17 protein-coding genes are annotated in these 18,313 nt (G+C 63.2%); 8 read left to right on the top strand and 9 right to left on the bottom strand.

The annotated features are described in order from the left end of the window. Positions 1 to 131: 131 nt before the first annotated feature. The gene (locus ACSKT0_RS22615; protein ID WP_437771717.1) at positions 132 to 1,283 is read left to right on the top strand and encodes a Fic family protein; all 1,152 of its coding nucleotides are present in this window, start codon (positions 132 to 134) and stop codon (positions 1,281 to 1,283) included. Positions 1,284 to 1,344: 61 nt separating this feature from the next. Next, positions 1,345 to 1,968 carry a hypothetical protein gene (locus ACSKT0_RS22610; RefSeq protein ID WP_437771716.1) on the top strand — a complete coding sequence of 208 codons (624 nt, stop codon included), beginning with the start codon at positions 1,345 to 1,347 and terminating at the stop codon, positions 1,966 to 1,968. A gap of 4 nt (positions 1,969 to 1,972) precedes the next feature. Here the strand turns inward: ACSKT0_RS22610 and ACSKT0_RS22605 are convergent, their stop codons facing one another. After that, a complete protein-coding gene (locus tag ACSKT0_RS22605; RefSeq protein ID WP_437771715.1) occupies positions 1,973 to 2,479 on the bottom strand; it encodes a hypothetical protein in 507 nt (168 codons plus the stop codon). 134 nt (positions 2,480 to 2,613) lie between these two features. On the opposite strand from ACSKT0_RS22605, the gene ACSKT0_RS22600 reads away from it, so the two are divergent. Then, entirely contained in the window at positions 2,614 to 3,627 is a 1,014-nt protein-coding gene (locus ACSKT0_RS22600; protein WP_437771714.1) for a glycosyltransferase family 4 protein, read from the top strand. Between the two features lie 13 nt (positions 3,628 to 3,640). Here the strand turns inward: ACSKT0_RS22600 and ACSKT0_RS22595 are convergent, their stop codons facing one another. From ACSKT0_RS22595 to ACSKT0_RS22580, 4 genes are all read right to left on the bottom strand, one after another. Next, positions 3,641 to 4,588 carry a tetratricopeptide repeat protein gene (locus ACSKT0_RS22595; protein ID WP_437771713.1) on the bottom strand — a complete coding sequence of 316 codons (948 nt, stop codon included), beginning with the start codon at positions 4,586 to 4,588 and terminating at the stop codon, positions 3,641 to 3,643. 84 nt (positions 4,589 to 4,672) lie between these two features. After that, positions 4,673 to 5,290: a uracil-DNA glycosylase gene (locus ACSKT0_RS22590; protein ID WP_059388685.1), complete on the bottom strand. Its 618-nt coding sequence runs from the start codon at positions 5,288 to 5,290 to the stop codon at positions 4,673 to 4,675. Between the two features lie 156 nt (positions 5,291 to 5,446). Continuing rightward, positions 5,447 to 5,842, bottom strand: a complete 396-nt coding sequence (locus tag ACSKT0_RS22585) for an RNA-binding S4 domain-containing protein (RefSeq protein ID WP_437771712.1) — start codon at positions 5,840 to 5,842, stop codon at positions 5,447 to 5,449. Positions 5,843 to 5,896: 54 nt separating this feature from the next. Beyond that, entirely contained in the window at positions 5,897 to 6,931 is a 1,035-nt protein-coding gene (locus tag ACSKT0_RS22580) for an aldo/keto reductase (protein WP_437771711.1), read from the bottom strand. Between the two features lie 245 nt (positions 6,932 to 7,176). On the opposite strand from ACSKT0_RS22580, the gene ACSKT0_RS22575 reads away from it, so the two are divergent. After that, on the top strand, positions 7,177 to 7,668 hold the full coding sequence (locus tag ACSKT0_RS22575) for a flavin reductase family protein (RefSeq protein WP_437771710.1): 492 nt from the start codon (positions 7,177 to 7,179) through the stop codon (positions 7,666 to 7,668). A 124-nt stretch (positions 7,669 to 7,792) separates the two neighbouring features. On the opposite strand, the gene ACSKT0_RS22570 is transcribed toward ACSKT0_RS22575, so the two are convergent. Beyond that, complete coding sequence (locus ACSKT0_RS22570) at positions 7,793 to 8,539, bottom strand: hypothetical protein (RefSeq protein WP_437771709.1); 747 nt, start codon at positions 8,537 to 8,539, stop codon at positions 7,793 to 7,795. Positions 8,540 to 8,731: 192 nt separating this feature from the next. Here ACSKT0_RS22570 and ACSKT0_RS22565 point away from each other — a divergent pair, with 192 nt between their 5' ends. Continuing rightward, positions 8,732 to 9,136 carry a YchJ family protein gene (locus ACSKT0_RS22565; RefSeq protein WP_437771708.1) on the top strand — a complete coding sequence of 135 codons (405 nt, stop codon included), beginning with the start codon at positions 8,732 to 8,734 and terminating at the stop codon, positions 9,134 to 9,136. Here the strand turns inward: ACSKT0_RS22565 and ACSKT0_RS22560 are convergent. Next, entirely contained in the window at positions 9,133 to 11,085 is a 1,953-nt protein-coding gene (locus ACSKT0_RS22560; RefSeq protein ID WP_437771707.1) for an acyl-CoA dehydrogenase family protein, read from the bottom strand. The genes ACSKT0_RS22565 and ACSKT0_RS22560 overlap by 4 nt on opposite strands. 64 nt (positions 11,086 to 11,149) lie before the next feature. Next, a complete protein-coding gene (locus tag ACSKT0_RS22555) occupies positions 11,150 to 11,452 on the bottom strand; it encodes a hypothetical protein (RefSeq protein WP_437771706.1) in 303 nt (100 codons plus the stop codon). A gap of 245 nt (positions 11,453 to 11,697) precedes the next feature. Here ACSKT0_RS22555 and ACSKT0_RS22550 point away from each other — a divergent pair, with 245 nt between their 5' ends. The 3 genes from ACSKT0_RS22550 to ACSKT0_RS22540 are packed head-to-tail and all read left to right on the top strand — an operon-like array spanning position 11,698 to position 17,544. Next, the gene (locus tag ACSKT0_RS22550) at positions 11,698 to 13,155 is read left to right on the top strand and encodes a DUF3375 family protein (protein WP_437771705.1); all 1,458 of its coding nucleotides are present in this window, start codon (positions 11,698 to 11,700) and stop codon (positions 13,153 to 13,155) included. Next, positions 13,148 to 14,083: a DUF4194 domain-containing protein gene (locus ACSKT0_RS22545; RefSeq protein WP_437771704.1), complete on the top strand. Its 936-nt coding sequence runs from the start codon at positions 13,148 to 13,150 to the stop codon at positions 14,081 to 14,083. The genes ACSKT0_RS22550 and ACSKT0_RS22545 overlap by 8 nt, the downstream gene beginning before the upstream one ends. Then, positions 14,080 to 17,544: an ATP-binding protein gene (locus ACSKT0_RS22540; protein ID WP_437771703.1), complete on the top strand. Its 3,465-nt coding sequence runs from the start codon at positions 14,080 to 14,082 to the stop codon at positions 17,542 to 17,544. The genes ACSKT0_RS22545 and ACSKT0_RS22540 overlap by 4 nt, the downstream gene beginning before the upstream one ends. Positions 17,545 to 17,625: 81 nt before the next feature. On the opposite strand, the gene ACSKT0_RS22535 is transcribed toward ACSKT0_RS22540, so the two are convergent. Next, a complete protein-coding gene (locus ACSKT0_RS22535; RefSeq protein WP_437771702.1) occupies positions 17,626 to 18,120 on the bottom strand; it encodes an FBP domain-containing protein in 495 nt (164 codons plus the stop codon). Positions 18,121 to 18,313: the final 193 nt, after the last annotated feature.

Below are 18,313 nucleotides of genomic sequence, written 5' to 3'. Positions count from 1 at the left end.
CTTCGACTTAAAAGCTGAATGCCTCAAATTTAATTGCCTGACGCTCTCATGGCGGCGAGTGGGTTGATTTCTAGGGGCATGGCCGGGCATAGTCTTAATTGTTATGAATACCCTGGCGAAATGCTGATGCGATGAAGCCCATCGAGTTTCCCGACTTCCTGTTCAGTTCCCCGCTGGCCAAGGCCATCATTGAGCTTGAACGGATTCGTAGCGACATGGGCGACGGAACGACGCATCCAGCGGTCTTTTCGCAGTTGAAGGACCTCTTCCAGCTGATGTCGAACATCATGAGCGCGCGCATCGAGGGAAACCGCGCATCGATTGTCGACGTCGTGGCGGGCGTGGAACGGGCCGAGCGCTATGGCGATGTGCACCAGAATGATGGCGTTAAAGAGATCGTTCAGCTACAACAAGCAACGGCCTTCGTCGATGCAACGGTGAGCCCGGGAACCACGCTGACACACGGACTTGTTCGGGAAATCCATCGAATATCGGTTGCAGGGCTGGAGCGTGAGGGCGATCGTACGCCTGGCGCATACCGGCTGAGCGATGTCACCATCAGCGGATCTGCCCATCGCCCGCCCCCTCCGGGTGATGTCCACAGTGACATGACTTCACTCCTGGATTTCATCAATGCAGATGTCGAGCAAAACTTTGAACTGCTGAAGATCGCTCTAGCCCACCACCGCTTCGTATGGATTCATCCATTTGGGAACGGAAACGGGCGCGTTGGAAGACTCCTCACGTATGCGGCGATGAGGCGACACGGGTTCTCCGACGCCGCCGGCTACCGCGGGCTGAACCCTACTGCCGTGTTTGGCCAAAACAGAAGTCTCTACTACGAACGTCTCGAGGATGCGGATTCGCTAGAGCCAGCGGCGCTCGTCCGGTGGTCTACGTATGTCCTGGAGGGACTCCTGGGTGACATGAGGAAACTTTCGATGTTGGGGACCCAGGGCTTCGTCACGGAAGAACTTCTACTGCTCGCTTTGCGAAGAGGACTGCAGACAGCCCGGTTCACGGTGAATGAAGCAACCGCCCTGTTCATCGTCGCGAAGAAGGGTGAGGTGAAAGCCGCCGATCTTGAATCCGCTTTCCCGGGTTCGGCTGCAACGCGTAGCCAGAACATCCGGAAGCTCCTTGATCGAGGCGTCATCGAGCCGATTGGCGACGGTAGGAGGACATACCGCCTCCGCCTGGTGCCGAGTGAGTTGACACCATTGCTGACGTGGCGCCTCGACCAGATGGGGTTCCTGCCTCAGATATTGAGAGAGACACAATAGGCCGGTCGGTCGAACCGCATTCGTGGGGTGAACGAACTGCTCCCGGAGCATAATTACATCCATGGCCAGCCGTCTGCGCGGAGGATGGGGTTCAGCGACACAGTCAGCACCGCCCATCACGGTGGAGGTGCCGGTCCTCGTTGTCGGGGCTGGTCCTTCGGACTACGAGGAGTTGGCGCGCTACGTATTTGCCTTGCGCAGGCCGCGGGGATTGCACATGACACTCTTGCACCTGGGCGTCCTGGATGACTTTTGCCGGGACGTGGCCGATTGGACCAAAGGCAACACCAGTGCCGAGTCCGCGCTGCTCAAGACGGTCGCGTGGCTTGAGGCGCTGCCCGTGCTGGACGCCTTCTCCGGGAGTGCCGAGCGGCTGATCGTCCTAGGCAACGGCGGAGTGTGCGGGTTGGAAGTGGTTGTGCCCGCCTCGGTGCATGACTATCAGGTCTCCCTCGTGCACGCCCTCCATGAACTCCTGGACGAGCTGCTGGTCGACAACATCGACGACTTCATCCTCAGCTCACCTGCCCTTGGATTCCGCTCGCCCCGCTGGGTGCCCCATGTGGCGGTGGGCCGGCCAATGTACAGGGGGCGCGGGCCGTGGGAGATTGGCCCTGTCGGACTTGATTTCGGCGAATCGCGGATCAGGAACCGCCAGCTCCTCCGGGATAGCGGTCCCAGCTGAGGGCTTATCCGTGACTTCTCAGCCGGATCGTGCGGGCCTGGTGGATGGCGGCCAGGGCAACCGCGCTGGCCGTGAGCCTGAGGGCGTGGACCCTGTACCACCGCTTCAACAGGGGCCTGCGGCGAGTCTCTTCGAGCGGATAGGGGGTGAAGAAAAGTTTGGGGTTCACGGACCGAAGCAGGTACGCCGTAGCCGCCGCACCCGTGACGGAGCTGGCCGCACCCACCAGCAGCCAAGCCTTGTTGTCGGAATGCTTCCACCCGGTGACAAGGGCGGCGACCGCGGCAGGGGCACTGAGTGGCGCGATCGGCGCGTAGTAACGCCCGGGGCTTCCCGCTCCAAAGGGGGTTCGAGGGAGTTCCCTGCTCGCTGCCGAGGCCGCAACCCGGTCCGGGATTTTGACGATGGCCTCATAGAGGTTGCCGAAGAACCAGTGTGCGTGGGTGAACTCCGCGACACCCAAGATCCAATCAGCGAACACATCCCGGCGGTCTGAAGAAGTCTGTCCCATGCCCACAATCTACCGCCGATGATTAGCGCCGGACACTGGGTTCGCCTTCCACACCACCCGCCCGGCCTATATGGTCAGCACCATGGTCCGAGCACAGTGAGGCCAAACAAGGTGAACGATGGAGGGAGTGGCCCTTGGTCAAGATCCGCATGATTTTGCCCGCGAATGTCCGCCATCGTTCCGGGGGAAATATCTACAACGCGAGGCTGGCTGAAGCCCTCCAGGGCCTGGGTGCGGAGGTCTCGGTCTGCAAGCTCGACGGAGGCTGGCCTTCGGGGAGTGCAGCAGATCGGAGAAGCTTTGCAGCCGCACTTGCCGGAGAGGGGCAGGCTATCTACATTGTTGACGGCCTGATTGCCTCGGGCGCGCCCACTGAAATCGAGACCGCAACCGCTGCCGGGCGCCGAGTCTGGGTGCTGCTCCACATGCCCCCTTCCGGGGAGGACCTGCTTGAGACGAGAGCGCTATGCGCGGCGACAGGTCTTCTCTGTACTGGTTCCCGGACTGCCGAAGCGGCCAGAAGCCTTGGGTTGGGCAACGTGCACCTGGCGATCCCCGGTGTGGATCGCCCTACACGCACAGGTCCGCGAAGCGCTGCGGCGGCACCGCACTTCATCATGGTGGGCGCCCTGCTCCCCAATAAGGACCAGATCCTCTTCGTCGACGCTCTGGCCCGGATCAAGGAACTGGCGTGGACAGCGGCGCTTGTTGGCTCCACCAAAGCGGACCCCTCGTACGCCGCAGCCGTGCAGGAGCGCATCCTCCGGAATGGACTGGAAAAACGGGTGGAAACAACCGACGAGCTCTCCGGCCCGGCCCTGGAGGAGCAGTGGAATCGGGCTGACCTCAGTATGTTGATCTCACATTCGGAGTCCTTCGGTATGGTGGTCCAGGAGTCCCTTGCCTACGGAATACCGGTAGTGGTCCGAAAGGGAACCGGCGCCGTCGAAGCGCTCGGCGCCCACGGCGCCGGTGAAGCGATCGATCTCAGCGCAGGAATCGGATCGTTGGAGAAGTTCCTGCGGAGATGGCTTGGCGACCCTGCCCTACGGGTGCGATGGCAGTCAGCAGCCGAGGCAGCCAGCAGTGTGCTGCCACGATGGGAAGACACGGCACGGGAAGTCCTTCGCGCCGTCGTGGGGTCCTAACTCTCGCGGGCGGTCACCAGAGGAGTTCGAGATTATGCAAACTAGCTCCGGGCCTGCGGTTCAGCCAAGCTTCGAAGACTTCATCGAGGTCGGCCTTGCTGCCGGCTATTCCAAGCCGCCTCGCTCCTGACGTTGCGGGCGCGTGGCTGTGACCGTCCTGAGGAGAGCCGTGCGAGCAATTCGAGCACATTAGTCGGATCCCGGACCAGTCATCAAGTGCGAGCCCTCGCCGTCCGAGAAGATCGGACAGCGTCTGCAGGTCGTCGGAGGTCGCGCCGACGACTTGGGCTTGCCACGTAGGAAGGCCGGATTCTTCCAGGCGTTCGAGTTCGTCGAAGACCGATACTTCCCGTTCGTCAATCAGTCGGGTCCCTTTGGGTTCCCCGTCATGTAGGACGACGTCTCTGAACCTGTGCCCGGACTCGGGAAGCGGAACGCTCGCTATGACCGCGTGTGCCGGGCTACGGGGCCAGCACCAGACAACCTCAGTAGTACCGCTTGAATGCAGCAACTGGTGAGGAAGGCTTGGTAGGTCGGGATTGAGTCGGATCGGGGCCATCCCAGAGTCCCGGTCGATGGGCTCGGTTCCGTCCCCAAACCCGTCCAAACCGTACGCCGTCCACGCGCGTCTGGCCGTGCCCCAATCACCAATTGCTGTTGATGCGATGCCCAGGTTCCAAGCTGCGGGATTGGCTCCGCCGAACTCTTCGGAATCCTTCGCGGTGAAGAGTTCCAACGCGCGGCGGTTACGGTCGACGCTTTCCCGCCAATTGCCACGTGCCTTAGACAGGAGCCCGGCCTGAAACCAGCTGTAGTAGGACTTCGGAGTCAGCTCGACCAACTCTGCCGCGAGCCTGGCCGCCCCATCAGCGTCGCCCGCTTCGTCGGCGGCCATCCAGTCCGACCACACATCCTGGGGCCGTCGCTTCTTTCTGAAACCAGTCCATGTGCTCCCCACCATCCGACCAGTATGCAACACACGACGCTCGCCAGTACGCTGGCCCGACTTGGACGGCGAAATCACAGCGGCCTAGCGGCTTCCCAGCTAAAGGTGCTGGATGCCTGCCCGCTGCATCGCGTCCCGGTAGGTTTCGATGTTCTTGGCGAGGAGTTCCTGCTGCTTCGCCTCGGACAGGGCAAACGCCCGTCCACCGAGCGCGCTGGCCTTGTAGACCTTGATCCCGTGCTGCCTGAGCGGCGAGTGGTAGGTCTTCTCGAAGAGTGCCAGGAAGGCGGCAGCCTCTGCGCCGTGAGCGACGACGGCGGAGACTCTCTTGTTGATCTTGAGGAACTGGCGGAACGGACGAAGACCGTCGGTCTTCTCCTGTGCGCTCAGTGCCGGCGGCAGTTCGGGGTCGCGGACCCAGGGGTAGCAGTTCCACGGCATGACGTAACGGACGTCCAAGTCGGCTGAGTCGTAGATCAGCTGCGCACGTCGGGCGGCGTCGTCGTCGTTGAGGTGCGATACGAAACCCGAGGTGGGGGCCCGCCCCGGGCTGGTCTGGAGGGTGACGATCCGGCACTCATCTTCGTCATGCACCGGATCGATGTAAGGCACGGTGGAACCGGGCCTTTTGGCCATCAGTTCGTCGCACAGCTGCGTTACGGCAGCAATGTTGGGCTCCTGTAGCAAGGCCCTTTTTTCGTCCCAGTCAATGGTCACGTTCTCTCCTTCGGCAGCGCGGCGTCCAGAATCGGCGTCCCTTGCCACTTTACGCCGTCGCTTTACGCGTCGCTCACGCTCCTGCTGAGCCGAGGGAGAAAACTGCCCGACGCCGGTCGGCGCGGCGAGCTTCCCGCCCCGCCATTAGTGCGGTTACTACTGTCCCTTGAGCTTTTGCATGTCGCGCCGGTCCTTCTTCGTGGGCCGTCCTGCGCCGCGGTCGCGCTGGGGCAGCCCGAGTGCCGGCGCGGCGGGGCGCTCCGGAGTGTGGTCGGTAAAGCAATGGGATGCTGCTTCGGCCCCTACCCTTTTGGCGATGAGCCCGCGGACCTCGAGGATCCGCTCGAAGCCGGGCTGTCGCACACGGATGGTGTCGCCCACAATTACGGACTGCGAGGCCTTGACCGGGTTCCCGTTGATTCGCACATGTCCCGCCCTGCACGCGTTTGTGGCGGCAGAACGGGTCTTGTAAGCGCGGATCGCCCAAAGCCAGGCGTCTATGCGCACATTGCCGGTTTTTGATGTTTGGGCGGAAGTCGGAAGGCTAGTCATGATTGCGAACGAGTATAGTCGGCGCACGGCCTGAGCCGTTGTCCGCGAAGCCGATTATCGGCGTCGAAGTTCCGCGTATTCGAGGTGGGGGACGACCGTACCTGCGTCGCGCTCCAGGAAGTTGGTGCCGGGTGCGACGATCTCGTCAATGGCATCGAGGACGGCTTCGGTGAGGACAACATCCGCGGCCTTGAGGTAATCGACCAGGTGGTCCTCCGTGCGCGGGCCGATAACTACGCTGCTGACGGCGGGATGATTCAGGGCGAAGCCGACTGCAAGCTGGATAAGGGTGAGCCCATGACGTTCGGCGACGCGGCCCAAGGCATCGGCTGCCAGGAGTTTGTTCCTGTTGAAAGGTGCCGAGACGTCGAATCGCCCGGGAACGGCGGACGCACGGGAGCTTGTGGGCTGGGGGACGCCCACGCGATAGTTTCCGGAGAGCCAGCCGCCGTCGAGCGGTCCATAGCTGAGCACGCCAAGGTTGTACTGCTGCGTGATCGCGAAGACGTCGCGCTCATTCGCGCGGACCAGCAAGGAATAGGGCACCTGATCCACCACTGGCGGTATGAGGTGGTTCGTGGTGGCGATCCACTGTGCCTCCACAAGCTGCGACGGCGTGAACACCGACGTTCCGTAGTAGAGGATCTTGCCCTGCCGGATGAGGTCGTTGAGGGCCGTGATGGTTTCCAGGACGTCGGTGTTGTAGTCCGGACGGTGCGCCTGGTAGAGGTCGATTCTGTCCGTCTGTAAGCGGTGCAGGCTGCCTTCCACCGCTTTCATGATCCAACGCCGGGAATTGCCTGCATGCGCGGGATTCGGCCCCATTTGTCCGTGGAACTTAGTGGAAAGGAAAACATCATCCCGCCTGCCATGGAGGGCCCGGCCCAGAATAGCTTCTGCCTCGCCCTGGGAATAGATGTCAGCGGTATCGACACTCGTGATACCGGCGTCCAGGGCCGCATGGATAATGCGGATGCTTTCTTCGGCGCCTGTGGGCGCCGAGCCCGTCCCGAGGTTGAGGGTTCCCAGGGTAAGGGGGCTGATCAGGGCGCCTGTGCGTCCCAGGGTTCGAAGCTCGTTGAGGCTCATCTCCGGCTTCCTCCGTGAAGAATCAAGGCTGTGCAATGGATTGACACGACGCTACACATGTCGTGGCCGGGGCACTCGAAAAACGTACGAATTCTTCGTTTTTCGTATTGCGGGGTAATGAAAACAAGGCATGACGAATTATGAATTGACTTCAATCGACACGCGAATACACAAATATTGCCGTTATCGGCATCCAATAAATTAGTAGAAAGGCAGGCACAAAACTACAGAGAAAGGAACCCGCCATGACCCAGGTAACGGTGGATGGAGCCGCCTCGATCAAGCAGGCGTTCGCGCAATTTCCCTCAGGCGTGGCGGCCTTTAGTGCCATGGTCGGCTTCGCGCCGGAGGCCCTGGTGGCATCGAGCTTCACAGTGGGAGTCTCGCTCGAGCCACCGCTGGTTATGTTTGCGGTGCAGAATTCCTCGACGACGTGGCCCAAGCTCCGGCGCGCCCCTCGTCTGGGTGTTTCCATCCTTGCCCAGGGCCAGGAAGCCGTGTGCCTGCAGCTCTCCTCGGGGACCCAGGACCGATTCGCGGGCCTTGCGACTTCAACGAGCGACGCCGGTGCGGTGTTGATTGATGGTGCAGCGCTCGTCCTTGAATGCGAAGTAGTCTCCGAAACCCCCGCGGGCGATCACGCGATCGTCGTCCTCGAAGTGAAGTCCGTGGAGATCAACCACGACGCTGAGCCCCTCATCTACCACGGGGCCGGGTTCCGGCAACTGGCCGCCTGAGCTTCGGCGCGGCCCCCAACTGACTCGCAGTAGATGTCGTTATCGGGCGTCAAAACGACAACAAATGCGAGTCAGTTGGGTCAGCCGGGCACTGTGGACTGGGTAAGCCGGGGGACTACGGGCGCTAGGCCCGGGGACGGGCCCCGGCAGAGGCTGTCACGCGGCCGGAAGAGACAGGCTTGCCGCCGTGGGGGTCTCCCCGGTGTTCGCGGACCGCCGCGGCCGCCTCAGGCGACTCCGCGACGTTACCTTCAACGGGCTCCTTGCCAGAGGCCGACGCTTCCTGTGCCCGTTCAGCTTCGCGTGCTGCGGCCCGGGCGTCGGCCTCGGCGACAGCGGCAGCCCACTGGCTGTTTAGGACCGGAGGATCCTGCTTTACCGCAACCACAAAGGGATGTTCCTTCGCCTGGGTTGTGGCCACAGCGGTGGCCGTGGCGGCGATTCCGTCCTTGATCTGGACGGGCTTGGGCCACGTCCGTGGGTTTACCACCGACTTCCAGGGGACGTTCCTGACAGCAGACCACGACGCCGACCACAGCAACCTTGTGGTCCGAACGATTCCAAGACGCGGTTTCCGGGGAACGGATGGCTCGGCGCCCGGCAAGGCGTCTTCCACCGTCGACGATTCCTCGGAATCCGACGACGGTGCGGGGGCGCGCCGAGGCCGCGCGGGCAAGTGCACCACCGGCACGGCATCGCGTTTCGGGAAGATCCCCACCATCGCGAGCAGGATGATCCAAACCAGCTTCGCGACGCCGGCCAGCACCAAGGTGACAACCATCAGGAAGGCCAAACCAAGGAACATCAGCAAAGCCAACCCGAGCGTTCCAAAAAAAGTCAGATTGAGGCCAAGTGTTGTTGGATCCTCCACGTAGCCTCCTCGAGCCAGAGTTGTGGGGTGGACGCCGCAACCGTAGGTCTGCGGGCATGTCATCTAGCCTAAGGGCGAAATGTTAATGAATCATCCGCCAAACTCCGGCTCGCCGAGGTTGTTTCGAAGCTGTTATCTGCTGTGACAAAATTTGTTGCCTAGCTCTCACCTTCTCTTCCAGATAGGGCTCCAATGCCACTCGATCCGGCCCGCATCCGGCTAGGCGCTTGCCCTTGTTTGTCCGGAGAGCAGTACACCGACTGCTGTGGACGCTTCCACCGCGGAGACACCGAAGCGCCCATGGCAGAACAGCTCATGCGTTCGCGCTACTCCGCCTTTGTGGTCCTTGACAGCGATTACCTTCTGCGCACGTGGCGCCCGGAAACAAGGCCTGCCACGCTGGACCTGGACCCGGACATTGAATGGCGCAGGCTGGACATCCTGGCGACGCACCGGGGCGGCCCCTTGGACACCGAAGGGACGGTCGAGTTCGCGGCGCACTACCGTTCCGACGGCGAACGCGGCGTCCAGCGCGAAAACAGCCGCTTCCTGCGGATCGACAGGCGCTGGTACTACCTCGACGGCGACGTCGGCTAGCGGTACTTCCGGTGCAGGCTCTCCTTCGACGACGCACCCGGGGTGGCGTCGGCGATCCATGGACCCGTTCCTTCGGATTGGTCCAGGATTCCGGCCTCAAGCCAGGCGTAGTCGCCCGCGAGCACGTTCGAGGACAACTCGTGATCGATGTCGTCGGTGTTCCGCCACAACTGATCGAAGTATCCGTCCACGCGAATCCGCGCCTGTTCGCAGTAGGCCTCGGCGAGCTCGTACGCCGCCGCGCCTTGCTCCGGTGCGGTCTGCAGCAGCATCTCGGCCCGTGAACAGCACGCTGCCATGGCAAACAACTCGGCCCCGATATCCACGATCCTGCCGAGGAACGCTTGTTTGTATTCGAGCCTCGCCTGCCAGCGGCCCATGCCGTAGAACGTCTGGCGGGCGAGCCGGCGCGAAGCCCGCTCCACGTACCTCAACTGCTTAGCGAGACGCCCGAACTCGCCGTAGGACCGGGGGTCCATGCCGGCTCCGGCCACAAGCTTAGGGAGCCATTTGGCGTAGAAACCTGAGGCGCCGACGGCGGCACGCGCCTTCTCCTGCAGTGTTGCGTCCGCGGAGGCGAGCTCGCCCGCGGCCGAAAGGTGGGCATCGACGGCTTCGCGGGCGATGAGCAGGCGCATGATCTCGGACGAGCCTTCGAAGATCCGGTTGATGCGCATGTCCCTCAGCAGCTGCTCGGCGGCCACCGCACGCTCCCCGCGGGCTTCCAATGAATCCGCCGTCTCAAAGCCACGGCCACCCCGGATCTGCACCAACTCATCAGCCACGGTGTAGCTGAGTTCAGTGGACCAAAGCTTGGCCAGGGCCGCCTCGATCCGGACATCTTTCTGGCCGGCATCGGCCATCTCGGCAGACAGTTCAAAAACAGCTTCAAGGGCAAAGGTGGTGGCGGCGATGAAGGCGATCTTCTTGCCGACGGCCTCATGTTTTCCGACCGGCCGGCCCCATTGGGTGCGGGCGTTGGACCATTCGCGGGCGATCTTCAACGACCATTTGCCCGCAGCCACGCATAGGCCGGGGATGGAGAGCCTGCCGGTGTTGAGCGTGGTGAGCGCGATCTTGAGTCCCTGGCCTTCGCGGCCCAGCCGGTTGGCTGCCGGTACGCGGACTTGGTGGAACCGGGTCACGCCGTTCTCGATGCCGCGCAGGCCCATGAAGGCATTGCGGTTCTCAACGGTAATGCCGGGGGAGTCCATTTCCACGACGAAGGCTGTGATCCCGCCCTTGAGTGCCGTGCCGTCGGGGGCGGTGCGGGCTGGAACAACCGCCATGACCACTACCAGCTCGGCAATCACGCCGTTGGTGGTCCAAAGTTTGACGCCATCCAAAACGTAAGACTCGCCGTCGTCGCTTGGCACTGCGGTGCAGCCCATCCGTGCAGGGTCGCTGCCGACGTCGGGCTCTGTCAGCAAGAAGGCTGTGATGGCGCCGGCCGCACAACGCGGCAAGTACTCTTGCTTTTGTTCGGGGGTCCCAAAGACTTTGACCGGCTCCGGGACCCCGATCGACTGGTGGGCCGAAAGCAACGCGCCAAGGCTGGGATGGACTGATCCCAGCAGCGCCAACGCCCTGCCGTAGTAGACCAGAGACAGGCCCAAGCCGCCGTACTCGCGCGGAATCTTCATGCCGAAAACGCCTAGTTCGGTGAGTCCTGCGAGGTATTCGTCCGGGATTTTGGCATCGCGTTCGATGGCCCGGCCGGACATGGTGCCGCAGAACTCCGTCAGCTTCGCCATGAACTCTTCGCCGCGCTCGATGTCTTCGGCTCTTGCCTGGGGCCAGGGATGGATCAGCCCCAGATCGAAGTCTCCCAAATACAGTCCCTTGGCGAAACTCGGGCGGTTCCATTCGGTGTCGCGGGCGGCCTCGGCGACCGCGCGGGCTTCTGCGGCCGTGACGCCGTTGCTTTTGTTGTCAGTGGCGGAGGTCATGGGAGGACTCCTCTTGCCGGTTGTGCCGGTTTGAGCCCAGGATCCGCCTTGGGTGGGGGACCCTTCAGCTGTCCCTCAATGCTACCCGCGGGTAGGTACCTGTGCTAGGGGCGGTTTGGGCCGGGAATTCCACCGGCAGTTCCACTTTTCCGGCCTGGTGGACAAGCTGGTCCCACGCAAAATTGATGCCGTGGACCAGCCCGCCCAGCACGTTCTTCAAGGTGTACCAGGCGAGGCTCCCGGCTCCGACCAGCGCAAGGGCGGCCATGGCCGCTACCGCGATGAACGCTGCCAAAACCAGGCCAAGGATTAGTGTTCCCGCGAAGACATAACTGCTGCTGTCTAAGGTGGTCAAGTCGAACTGCATTGGGTCCCCTCCGCAACGCTGCCAAAGCCGACGTCGGAGCGTCGACGTCGTTGGTGTCGACACTAGGGGCGGAATCAATGGTTCGGCCAGCAACAACACCGGCGCGGGGCCTGTTGATACGCGATCGAAACCATACCGGCAGGTAGATCACGGAAGGGTTGCGGTGCACCCTGCGTTAACCTTGTACGGGGCAGTTTTCGGGATTTCCGCTGCCAGAAGGTTCCGCGGCAGCTGAAGGAGAGTAAGTGTCCCGCTCAGCAATGTCCTCAGCCGATGCCATCAGTGCGCGGCTCAGGGACCTCGAACTCCTGACCAAAGGCCCCGCGTGGGCCCTCACACGCTCGGCTCCTTGGGTCATCGCGGTGCTCCAGGCATCCTTCACCCGGACAAGGCCGCAGCTTCCGCTCGAAGAGTTCCATGCCGACGTCGACGCTTTCCTGGAGCAGCTCCGCAGGCAGGATCCCGGGCTGGGCGGCCAGGGGAGCGGCAAAGCATTTGCCGACGAATGGACCCGCAAGCAGTTCCTGACCCGGCGCAGCCAGTCGGGCCAGATCGTCTACGAAATTACCGAGGCCGCCGCGCGCGTCCTGGCTTTCCTGGACAGCCTGTCCAGCGAACGCTCTACCCTCAACGGTTCCCGGCTCGGGACGTTGCTCGGCGACGTCGAAAAGCTCGCCAACGAGACGAACCCGGACCAAAGCGCCCGTTTGGAATCCCTTGAAGAGGAGATCCAGGAGCGTCAACAGTTGATTGAGGACATCAGCTCGGGCGACTTCGACGGTCTTTTGGACGATGAGGAAGCCGTCGAAGCGGCCGGGAACATCCTGGACCTTGCGGCGAGCCTGCCTGCCGACTACAAGAAGATGCGTGACCGCATCGAAGAATTGGTAGGCGAGCTCCGCAACCAGATCATCGAGGAATCGCTCAGCAAGGGTGCCACCATGGCGCAGGTCCTGGAGGCAGACAAACGCTTGCGCCAGAGTCCCGAAGGGCGCACGTTCCGCTCCTTCACGGCGTTCCTCGAGGACCCGCAGCAACAGTTGCGCTTCCGTTCGGCGATCGGTGACGTGCTGAGCCGCCAATTCGCAGACGACCTCAGCCATGAGGACAGGGAAACGCTCAAGAACCTCGTGGCGGAATTGCGTACCCAGCACAGCCAGATCCAACGTATCTACGGCCGGCTGTCCGAAAGCCTGAACAACTACATCCAGAGCGATGACATCCGCCAGTCTGTCCGGCTCCGGCAGGTCCTGCGCGAGGCCGAACAGGCTATCCGGTCCATGCCCTACGAACGCGACCGTCCCGGCCTGGTCCGCGGCCCGGTGTTGTTCAATGCGGGATTTGAATCGCTCGCCATGGTCAAACTCTTCGATCCGGATGAGTTCGCGGCGCCTCCAAAGCTCGCCGACCCCATCGCGTTCAGCGATTCGGACCGGGTCCGTTCGCTGCGCTCCGCGAAGGCGAGGCCCGACGTCGTCCGCTCTGCCATGGCGGGCGCCTCCACGCTGGCGGGGGCCTGGGCGAACCTCCCGGAGGATGAACGGCACATCAACACTGTCCGGGCCCTGCTGTCCGAAGCGCTGCACGGCGGTGCGGAGTTCGACCGGGCCGCCTGGGAAAACATCGACTTCGAACAAATCGATGGCAGCAAACGCACCGCGTACCTGCCGCTCGTGACCCTGACTAAGGATTCCGATGATTGACGCCCACCCCACCGAGCATGCCCCCTCTCCGGAGCAAGGAGTGGACATAACCCAGCATGTCCAGTCCGAGGCTTCGCAGGATGGACATGTCCATCCGGATCCGTTCCGGGTCACTCCCCGCGACACGTTCGTCGACGGCGCGGCGCTGTTCCCGGGCGACACCGGCGTCCTGCCTATGAAGGTCCGCCAGACCCTCGTACGGCTACTCAAGGGCCCCTATGTCGACGGCGGCCGCGACGAAAAGCTCTGGACCACCCTTCTCGACAACCAAGTGATCCTCCGCAGCCGGCTTTCCGAGCTCTTCCTGAACCTGCAACTGGACCACGAACGCAAGATCGCGGTGCTCCGACCCGTTGATCCCGAAGCCATCGGAGGCAGCACGCGTTCGAGCATCCTTCGCCAGCAGCGCGCGTTGAGCCGGGTGGAAACCATCGTGCTTCTGCGTCTGAGGCTCCTCCTCGACCGCCACGTCACGGCCCAGACCGACCCGGTGATCGCTCGCGAAGAAATCGCCGAACTTGTGGCGCACTACCAGCCATCCGGCCAACAAGACGCCCTCCGCGACACCGACGTCGTGAACCGCACGGTCACGAAGCTCCTTGCCCGCCAACTCCTCCTCGCCACGGGCATCGAAGACACCTTCGCGATCTCCAGAGCGCTCCCCCTGGCCCTCCCCTTCGAAAACATCGGCGACATCCCGGCCCAAATCGAGGCACTTATCGCAGTAGCAGCCGACGAATCAGGCACGGAACCCCTCATCGAACTAACAGAACCGGACACGGACACGGACGACGACGGCGACGCTTCCGAGCTGCCCGACGGCACCGAGGTGGATGACACCAATGGTGACGAACGAGCCGCAGAGGCAAAGGCGACCACAACTGACGTAACCACAAAGAACGCAACCGAAAGGGAGGCGGCCAAGTGACTATCGCAACCATGCTTCCGATCGGCGAACTTACGAACCCGGGCCAGATGCGCCTCGCCCTGGTCCAGGTGGTCAATTGGGGCACGTTCCATGGCGCCCACACGATGCACGTGGACCGCAACGGCACGCTGCTTACGGGCAATTCGGGCGTTGGCAAGTCGACGCTGTTCGATGCCATGCTGCGCGTCTTCGATGCCCGTCCGCGCTCCAACGAGGCTGCGGCGCAGCGGGCCGGCGGGGCCGTGGAGGACAAGAGGACCACGTTCACGTACATGCGTGGAAAAGTGGGCGACAAGGCCGTGGGCGAGGGCTCGGCGAGTGCCTTCCAGCGCCCGGGTGCCACCTGGTCCGCCGTCGCGCTCACGTTCGACAACGCGGCCGGCACCAAGATCACTATTTCGGCCCTCTTTGACCTGCCCAAGAACGGCACTGAGTCCAGCGTTGGCCGGTTCTACGTGATTGACAACAAGCCCCTGGATCTCGGGGAGATCGAGGGTATCGCGGAGAAGCGCTTCACCAAGGGCGCGCTGGAGACCATCTTCCCGGACGCCCAGATCTTCGATGTCCACAAGGCTTTTGCGGAGCGTTTCCGGCGGCTTCTCGGCATCAACTCGGACCAGGCGCTCCCGCTTTTGCGCGTGATCCAGGCCGGCAAGGGGCTCGGCGGCAGCGTCAACACGTTCTTCCGCGACCAGGTGCTCGACGCGCCCGCGACGCTCACTGCCGCGGACGACGTCGTTGAGGAATTCAGCAACCTCATGTCAATCAGGCAGAGGCTTGAGGACGTTCGCCAGCAGCGCGATCAGCTCGCACCCGTGCCCGGGATGAACAAGGAATATGCCCAGTCGTTGGTGGAGGCCAACCGGCTCCGGGAGCTCAGCGGCGAGGAATTCGACGCCTACAAGCAGCAGCTCTCGGTCACGGTCCACGCCAAGACTTTGGCTCGTTTCAAGGACCTTGCCCAGTCGAAGGCCAAGGAGCTCAGCGCCGAGCGGGGAGTCCGGGACGCGCTCGCCAAGGAGCTTCGCCAGCTCGAATCGGACTACAACAACCAGGGCGGGAACGCGATTTCGGCGATCGAGCAGTCCCTCGAAAATGCCCGGGTCGGCCTCAAGCTTCGCCAGCAGGTGGAGGAAGCGGCCCGGCAAGCATTGGCCGACGCCGGACTCAACCTTGAGTGGACGGCCGACGGTTGGGAGCAGGCCCACGAGCAGGCCGCGAGCCGCTCCGCCGAACTCAAAGACGATTCCGAAGCGCTGAGGGAACTCCGCTTCGAAGCGTTCGACGGCCACGCCACCAAGAAACGTGAACTCGCCGCAGCCCAGCAGGAGCTGGTCTCGCTGAAGACGCGCAAGTCCCTTCTGCCGCCGTCGAGCATTGAAAACCGCGCCGCGATCGCCGCAGCCACGGGCGTTCCGGAGGACCGCATGCCCTTTGGAGGCGAGCTGATCGACCTCGCCGAGGGGGAGGAACAGTGGCGGCCCGCGGCCGAGCGCGCCTTGCGCAACCTCGCAACGACGCTGCTGGTTCCCGGCGAGCACTTTGCCGCCGTCACGCGCTACCTGAACGACAACACCGTCCGCGGAGCGCTGCGGGCAGTGGATGTTTCCAAACCGCTCGCGGGCGGCGCTTTGGCTGTGGAGGACGTGTCCGACGGCGAGCTGTTGACGAAGCTGAACATCCTCACGTTGGGGGCGAATGCCGACGCCGGTGAGTGGATCCGCGAGCGGATCGCCCTCGATTTCGCCTACCCGTGCGTGGAAGACCCGGACGAGCTCGCCCAGCTGGACAAGGGCCTGAGCCTGGGCGGAGTGGTCAAGCGCAACAGGCACACAGTCGAGAAGGACGATCGCTTCACGAGCCGGCAGGACTACGTTCTTGGTTTCGACAATGCTTCCAAGCTGGAGCTCGTGGCGGCGAAGGTCGGCGAGCTCGAAAATGAGCTTCTGAAGGCCGCGGAACTCGCCCAAAGCCGCGAGGATTCCCACCAAGGCATGACACGCCAGCTCGAAGCCTTGCGCCGCATCGCCGACGACGAGCGGGGCTGGGAACAGGTCTCTGCAGCAGTGGCGGACGAGGAGCTCGCGAAGATCGAACAGCGGCTCAAGGATGCCTTGGCAGCGCAGGCCGACTTGGAACCCTTGCGCGCGAACATCGAGGCTGTGCGCGAAAAGCACCAGTCCTCCACAGGGTCGGCGGCGGTGTTGCAGAGCGAGTACAAGACGCTCGACCACCAGATGACCACGGCTGACGCCCTCCTGGATGCCGCACGCAGCCGCCTGGACCAGGCGCCGCCGTCGGGCGCTACCGTGACTGCACTCGAACCGTACTTCAGCGCATTCGCAGAGGTGAGCGAGCTCCACGAACTCGACACACTCGCTGCCGAAGTCCGGAGCAAGCTCCTGGCGGAACTGCACGCCGCCGAGTCCCGCGGGCAGGCGTTGGCGGAGCGGCTGACGCGGATGTTCGAAGGATTCGTGCGGGAATGGGGCACCGCGATTTCCGCGGACCATGGCACCTCGATCGGCGCCGCGGGGGAATTCGAGTCCCGCTACCACCAGATCGTCAGCGAAGGGTTGCCCGCGCAGGAAGCCGAATTCCGCCAGTTCTTCAACCAGCGAACGCACGAATCGTTCAGCACGCTGCTCCACCTGCTCGACGAGGAGCGCCGCGCCATCACGAGCCGTATCCTGCCCCTCAACGGCATCCTGTCCGAGGTCAATTTCCACGAGGGCAGCTTCCTGGAACTCGACATCAAGCAGACGCTGCCCGCCACCGCGAAGCAGTTCAAGGACGCCATCCACAACGCGTTGAAGACGCGACACACGCGTCCATCTCGCGCGGCGGGCGCCGCTTCGGGTGCCGGTGCTCCGAGCGAGGCGGACGACGACGTCGAACTCACCAACCGCTACAAGTCGCTCGAAACCCTCGTCAAGCGGCTCGGTTCGCAGACCCCCGAGGACCGGCGCTGGCGAGCCGAGGTGCTGGATGTCCGCGGGCATCTCTTCATTCAGTGCAAGGAACACCGCTCCGTCCAAGGCCCGCGGGGTGGCAAGAAGACCGAGGTGTACATGCATGCGGACACCGGCTCGATGTCCGGTGGCGAGCGGCAGCGATTCACGGCGTTCATCATGGCAGCGGCCCTGAGCTACCAGTTGGGCATCGCCGAGCAGGGTTTCACGACCTACGGAACCGTGATGATGGACGAGGCGTTCGTCCTGGCATCGGAGGAGTTCGCCGGTGCGGGCATCAAGGCCCTGCACGAGTTCGGCTTCCAGTTGTTGCTGGCCGCGCCGGAAAACGTGATCGACCTCTCCCGGCACCTTGGCTCCGTCACGGAAATCCTGCGCGACAAACGAACCAACCGCTCCGGCGTGCTTACGGCTCCCGTGATCGGCGGCCCGGGCAAGCCCGGAGAATGGCGTTCCGAAGCCAACCCCGTGGACATCGTGCTCCGCTAGCCCGGACGCTCGCTCACGTATGTCGGGTTTCCGGCGGACGCTCGCTCACGTAAAGCGAGCGAGCGTCCGCCGCCGAAGCGTCTACTTTCCTTGGACCCGCCCCAGGAACTGGGCGGTCCGGGACTGCAGTCCGGCGATTTGACGAACGACGACGGCGGCCGGGTCCGGATTGATCTCATTCGCCGGGGGCTCCTTGCGGACGTTGGTGCAACAGCCGAATTCTGCGCAGATCAACGTCCCCACGGTGTTGCCGTCGCGACCCGACTGGCCTGCGCGCTTGGCAACCCAAAGATAGACATCGTCTTTGGAAAACACGTCGCGGCACAGCTCGCAAAGGACCGAACGCTTCTTGCCGGAGCCTCCCTCGGGCGCACGCAGCATGATGCCAGTGAGGGCACCATCGTTCGGAAGGACGAGGTATCCCCGCATGGGCATCTTTTCGTCGCGCCAGCCAAGGAATTCGAGGTTGTCCCAGTCAAGGGAATCGAAGTCCTCCGGGAGGTTGAGTTTGGCCGCCTCCGAGCGGCTCGCATTGATGAAAGAGGAACGGATTTGTTGAGCGGTGATTTTCTGCACGGCGAAGTTCTTTCAGATCGTTTGGGCTCCGAAGAGGAAGGACGCTGGCGTCCGGCGATCCGAGGGCACAGCAAAGCAACCCTTCGTGTGCTTCTAGTGCGGGGCGGTGGGGTTAGTTTCCCAGGCCGCCGAGCGGGATGACCGACGCAGAGGGAGATGCAAAGTAGGCCAACACGGCCACCTCGCCAACCAT

It is taken from the genome of Arthrobacter sp. KNU40, assembly GCF_051515115.1.
Lineage (GTDB): Bacteria > Actinomycetota > Actinomycetes > Actinomycetales > Micrococcaceae > Arthrobacter.
Note: the sequence above shows the minus strand (reverse complement) of the source record. Positions and strands in the feature narration are given on the sequence as shown.

What these genes read in the sequence shown, in the direction of transcription:
- ACSKT0_RS22615 (WP_437771717.1), top strand. Translation starts at nt 132, where the DNA reads ATGAAGCCCATCGAGTTTCCCGACTTCCTGTTCAGTTCCCCGCTGGCC.
- ACSKT0_RS22610 (WP_437771716.1), top strand. Translation starts at nt 1,345, where the DNA reads ATGGCCAGCCGTCTGCGCGGAGGATGGGGTTCAGCGACACAGTCAGCA.
- ACSKT0_RS22605 (WP_437771715.1), bottom strand. Translation starts at nt 2,479, where the DNA reads ATGGGACAGACTTCTTCAGACCGCCGGGATGTGTTCGCTGATTGGATC.
- ACSKT0_RS22595 (WP_437771713.1), bottom strand. Translation starts at nt 4,588, where the DNA reads ATGGTGGGGAGCACATGGACTGGTTTCAGAAAGAAGCGACGGCCCCAG.
- ACSKT0_RS22585 (WP_437771712.1), bottom strand. Translation starts at nt 5,842, where the DNA reads ATGACTAGCCTTCCGACTTCCGCCCAAACATCAAAAACCGGCAATGTG.
- ACSKT0_RS22580 (WP_437771711.1), bottom strand. Translation starts at nt 6,931, where the DNA reads ATGAGCCTCAACGAGCTTCGAACCCTGGGACGCACAGGCGCCCTGATC.
- ACSKT0_RS22575 (WP_437771710.1), top strand. Translation starts at nt 7,177, where the DNA reads ATGACCCAGGTAACGGTGGATGGAGCCGCCTCGATCAAGCAGGCGTTC.
- ACSKT0_RS22565 (WP_437771708.1), top strand. Translation starts at nt 8,732, where the DNA reads ATGCCACTCGATCCGGCCCGCATCCGGCTAGGCGCTTGCCCTTGTTTG.
- ACSKT0_RS22560 (WP_437771707.1), bottom strand. Translation starts at nt 11,085, where the DNA reads ATGACCTCCGCCACTGACAACAAAAGCAACGGCGTCACGGCCGCAGAA.
- ACSKT0_RS22555 (WP_437771706.1), bottom strand. Translation starts at nt 11,452, where the DNA reads ATGCAGTTCGACTTGACCACCTTAGACAGCAGCAGTTATGTCTTCGCG.
- ACSKT0_RS22545 (WP_437771704.1), top strand. Translation starts at nt 13,148, where the DNA reads ATGATTGACGCCCACCCCACCGAGCATGCCCCCTCTCCGGAGCAAGGA.